Origin of the sequence: Mesorhizobium sp. M7A.F.Ca.CA.002.15.2.1, assembly GCF_003998715.1 — a bacterium.
Lineage (GTDB): Bacteria > Pseudomonadota > Alphaproteobacteria > Rhizobiales > Rhizobiaceae > Mesorhizobium > Mesorhizobium ciceri.
The window spans coordinates 1-4,124 of the sequence record NZ_RZPI01000518.1 but is presented as its reverse complement, the minus strand read 5'-3'; the positions used below and the strand labels follow the sequence as shown (position 1 = coordinate 4,124).

The following is a 4,124-nucleotide window of genomic DNA, read 5'->3' as shown; positions in this document are numbered from 1 at the left end:
GCGTAAAAGACGATCCATCGTCGAGGACCAGGCTCATGGCCGTCGTGTCAAAGGTCTTGATCGTCCCGGTGGTGTGCTTGACGGCGGCGAACGCCACCGAACCGGAAGCGAGAAGGGCAGCGGCGGCCGCCGAAACAATGATCTTGCGCATTGCGAAGTACTCCTGGAAAGGCGGGTATCTTTTTGACGAAGATGTCCCGCGTCGTCTTGGGCCGTCCGGTCGCGTCGGGTCGCGGCTCGCTTTGTCTTGACGCAATTCCGGTCGGAAAGCCGTTTCGCACTTTCCTGAAATTGCGCGCAGGCGAACCGCCGGCGCTTCCCGACCCCGCGCCACAAATAGACCAGTCTTTTCAAGAGCCTATTAGACGAAAAAGAAATTTTTCGCCGCACCGTGTGCCACATTCCATGCCCAATTCGAGCGAATGGGACATCAATGCGGCTCACGCCGGGCTCACCATTTTGTTACGGCCAGCGGACCTCGGGCGGCAGGCTGGAGAGGATGGCGGCGACATTGCCGCCGGTCTTCAGTCCGAATATGGTGCCGCGATCGTGAAGCAGATTGAATTCGACGTAGCGGCCGCGGCGGATGAGCTGTTCGTCACGGTCGCCATCGGTCCAGTTCTCGTTGAAGTTGGCGCGCACAAGGTGGCCGTAGACGACGAGAAAAGCGCGGCCGACATCCTGGACGAAGTTGAAATCGGCATTCCAGCCGCCCTTGTCCTCACCCGAATGCAGCCAGTCGAAGAAGATGCCACCGGTGCCGCGCGGCTCGTTGCGGTGCGACAGATAGAAGTACTCGTCGCACCAGGCCTTGAATTTTGGGTAATCGGCCACCGCGACATTCTTCTCGCAAGCGAATTGCATGGCGCGGTGGAAGGCGACCGTGTCGGGGTCGTCCTGGGTGCGGCGGCGATCGAGCACCGGTGTCAGATCGGCACCGCCGCCGAACCATTGGCTGGATGTGACCACCATGCGCGTGTTCATGTGCACGGCCGGAACGTTGGGATTCCATGGGTGCGCGATCAGCGAAATGCCGGATGCCCAGAAGCGCGGGTCTTCCTCGGCACCGGGCATCTGCTTCCTGAATTCGGGTGAGAACTCGCCATGGACGGTCGATGTGTGGACGCCGACCTTTTCGAAGACGCGACCGTGCATCATCGACATGGTGCCGCCGCCGCCGCGCCCCTCGTCACGTTCCCATGGCGTCTTTTCGAAGCGGCCGGGCGACCACGAGGCCAGCGGCCCGCCAAGATCCTGCTCGATCTGCTCGAAGGTGGCGCAGATGCGTTCGCGCAGCGCCTCGAACCAGAGGCGCGCCTTCATCTTCTTCTGTTCGATGTCGGCGGGCAGGCCCGCCGGTATTTCTGGTCGTTCCAAATGCCGTCTCCGGTTGGGGCGGCGAGTCCCACAAATGACTCGTCTTTTGCCGGCGCGATCCCTAATCTCTTAGGGGACAGGGTCAAGTGTCATTACGGTGCAAGGAGTTGTTTCGTGCGCACCCCGGCAAGACCGCCGCTGGATGGCCTAAAGAAAAGGCTCGACCAAAGCCGTGCCGAGCGCGTGCGTATGCCGCGCGACGGTTTCCTGCGCGAGACCTTCGTGCTGCCACGCTCCGATGCCCGGCTCAAGGCCAAGGAATGGTTCGAGCGCTTTCCCAAGCAGGCCTACTGGACCGAGATCGAAAGCTGGTTCGAGCGGCCGGGCGACCTGATCGAGTTCACCATCAGGCGGTTGCCTGCGGCCGACTAGGATTTCGTCGCCCCGTTTACGGGGAGAGGGTGCCGGCAGGCAGGTTGAGGAGCGGCACGAACCTCTCAATGCTGGCGCCGCCCCTCATCTGCCTTCACTGCGTTCAGGCACCTTCTCCCCGTGAACGGGGAGAAGGAAGAGCGACCAGCCTCCTTGCCCCCGTTCCCTCGCGTGCCAGCCGGTCACCCTTGTTGCGCAGCGGGCATTTGTCGATCGACATGCAGCCGCAGCCGATGCAGTCGGTCAGCCCTTCGCGCAGTTTCTTCAACTGGGCGATCTTGTGATCGAGCCCGTCGCGCCAGGCGGTCGACAAAAGGTTCCAGTCGTCGCGCGTCGGCGTGCGGCTTTCGGGCAGTGATTCAAGTGCGGCACCGATTTCGGCCAGCGAGATGCCGACCTCCTGTGCGACCTTGATGATCGCCACGCGCCGCAGCACGTCGCGGCCGTAGCGGCGCTGGTTGCCCGACGTGCGGTGGCTGCGGATCAAGCCGCGGGCCTCGTAGAAATGCAGCGCCGACACCGCCACCCCGCTGCGCATGGCCACCTGGCCAACCGTTAATTCCGTTACAGGCGCCATGTCTGATTTTCCGTCCCGATTTTTCTGCTTGACCTCAAGTTAAGTTGAGCTTGTAGCGAAGAAACCCTGGATGTGCAAACGAAGGAGAAGGCGATGTGCGCCTGGGTCGAGATGTCGGGAGACGGAGTGCCGTTATCCGAGTTGCCGGATGGCTTCGCCCACCACCATGGCGACGGAGAGCGCCACGTTGATGCTGCGCGCCGTACCCTGCATGGGGATGGTCAGGCGCGCATTCGCCGCCTGATGGACAGGATCCGGCACGCCTGCGGATTCGCGGCCGAACAGGAGGACGTCACCGTCCGCGAAGCTGAAGCTGGTGTAGGCCGTCGTGGCTTTGGTCGACAGCAGCACCAGCCGGTGCGAACCAGCCTTGCGCCATTCCTCGAAGGCGTGCCAGTCGACATGCCGGGTCAGGGCAGCCATTTCGAGGTAGTCCATGCCGGCTCGCTTGAGCGACTTGTCGGAGAGCGGAAATCCGGCCGGTTCGATGATGTCGACGCCAAGTCCGAGGCACGCGGCGAAGCGCAGGATTGTTCCGGTGTTGCCGGCAATGTCAGGCTGGTAGAGCGCGATGCGGAGACGACGGTTCATTTCCGCGTCCTTCTAATAAGTGGCGGATCGGCCACAGCGGCTTGGCGGTTTTGGAAATTGCTGGACCTGCGGGTGGCCATTTTCTGCGAAGTCGGGTATACAACCAGCATTGTCAACCCGAACCGATGGAGGGGTAATTCATGATGACCATGCACATCCAGCGCCCCTCTCGTGGGCTTACCTGCCTGCCGGCGGTTTCGGTACGACGATTCTCCTGACTCTCTAAGACTTGATCGCACCGATTCCCGCCGAAACGATTTTTCGGCTTCCGAAGGAATCCTGCGATGTTTTTCAAAAAGTCAAAAGGGCTGAACGCCCCAACTGAAGCTGTCCGGACCGACACTCGTCATGTCCGGACCGATGCAATGCGTGTCTCCGGGCGAATGCCGGCGGACGATATTGCTTCGCCTTTTTATCTCGATTTTCACACGGAGGACGGACCGATGTTCGATCCCTACAGAATACCGGGCTCGAGGAGCCTGCATATCCACCGACTGCCGACCTGGGCGCTGCTGATCGGCGACACCTATTCGTCGGCGGTTCACGCCGAGGTTCGCCGCCGGCCGCATCGCGGCATGCTGCCGGATGTCGATTTTTCGCGCGCGGTTCCCGATCCCGGGCGGCCGTCGCTGGTGCGCCGGATCATCCGGCTGATCCGGCCTGGCCCGAAAAACCGGGCTGGCGGCACCGTGTCGTCAGGATCGTCTGGCGCAGCTGTCGGCGAAAAGCCCGCGAGCCCCTATATTGCGCGAAGCATTGCCGACGGTCCGGGTGATTCCGGACCGTCGGCACTCGACGCCATGGGTTCCGGGGACTTCGTACGCTCACGTGCCGCGTAAGCGGCAAACACATTTCACAGGCATGACCTATGTTGTTGTTTAGCTGGTTTGAAAAAAGGCTCGATCCGTTCCCCGCGGCGGAACCGGTCGAGCCGCCCAAGACGCTGGTTGCCTTCTGCGTGCATTATACGCGCGGCGCCTGGCCCTATATCCTTTTCGACGCAGTGCTGGTGACGGCCATCGCGATCGCGGAAGTGTGGATGTTCGGCTTCCTCGGCCGCATCGTCGACTGGCTGTCGGGGCAGAATCGCGAAACCTTCCTGCAGACGGAAGCCTGGAAGCTTGCCGGCATGGCCTTCATCGTGCTGTTCGCACTGCCGGGCACCGTATGGCTGCATTCGCTCCTCAACCAGCAAACGCTGATGGGC

The 4,124-nt window shown here is 62.0% G+C and carries 5 protein-coding genes and 1 pseudogene; 3 read left to right on the top strand and 3 right to left on the bottom strand.

The genetic code is table 11. The features are described from left to right. Window positions 1–462: 462 nt before the first annotated feature. A complete protein-coding gene (gene hemF, locus ENZ74_RS24045; protein ID WP_024504549.1) occupies window positions 463–1,377 on the bottom strand; it encodes an oxygen-dependent coproporphyrinogen oxidase in 915 nt (304 codons plus the stop codon). Window positions 1,378–1,491: 114 nt separating this feature from the next. On the opposite strand from hemF, the gene ENZ74_RS24040 reads away from it, so the two are divergent. Further along, window positions 1,492–1,749: a hypothetical protein gene (locus tag ENZ74_RS24040; protein ID WP_013529975.1), complete on the top strand. Its 258-nt coding sequence runs from the start codon at window positions 1,492–1,494 to the stop codon at window positions 1,747–1,749. Between the two features lie 103 nt (window positions 1,750–1,852). Here the strand turns inward: ENZ74_RS24040 and soxR are convergent, their stop codons facing one another. Together soxR and ENZ74_RS24030 are read right to left on the bottom strand one after the other, a co-directional pair. Next, the gene (gene soxR, locus ENZ74_RS24035; protein WP_063168847.1) at window positions 1,853–2,326 is read right to left on the bottom strand and encodes a redox-sensitive transcriptional activator SoxR; all 474 of its coding nucleotides are present in this window, start codon (window positions 2,324–2,326) and stop codon (window positions 1,853–1,855) included. A 132-nt stretch (window positions 2,327–2,458) separates the two neighbouring features. After that, window positions 2,459–2,917, bottom strand: coding sequence for a tRNA (cytidine(34)-2'-O)-methyltransferase (locus ENZ74_RS24030; RefSeq protein WP_063168846.1), 459 nt, complete (start codon window positions 2,915–2,917; stop codon window positions 2,459–2,461). Window positions 2,918–3,360: 443 nt separating this feature from the next. Here ENZ74_RS24030 and ENZ74_RS24025 point away from each other — a divergent pair, with 443 nt between their 5' ends. Both ENZ74_RS24025 and ENZ74_RS24020 read left to right on the top strand, forming a co-directional pair. After that, window positions 3,361–3,756: a hypothetical protein gene (locus ENZ74_RS24025; protein WP_082826695.1), complete on the top strand. Its 396-nt coding sequence runs from the start codon at window positions 3,361–3,363 to the stop codon at window positions 3,754–3,756. Window positions 3,757–3,785: 29 nt separating this feature from the next. Further along, a pseudogene (locus tag ENZ74_RS24020) lies at window positions 3,786–4,124 on the top strand (ABC transporter ATP-binding protein); the annotation flags it as partial.

Excerpts from the sequence above, each read along its gene's own strand:
- soxR (WP_063168847.1), bottom strand. The coding sequence starts at position 2,326 with ATGGCGCCTGTAACGGAATTAACGGTTGGCCAGGTGGCCATGCGCAGC.
- ENZ74_RS24030 (WP_063168846.1), bottom strand. The coding sequence starts at position 2,917 with ATGAACCGTCGTCTCCGCATCGCGCTCTACCAGCCTGACATTGCCGGC.
- ENZ74_RS24025 (WP_082826695.1), top strand. The coding sequence starts at position 3,361 with ATGTTCGATCCCTACAGAATACCGGGCTCGAGGAGCCTGCATATCCAC.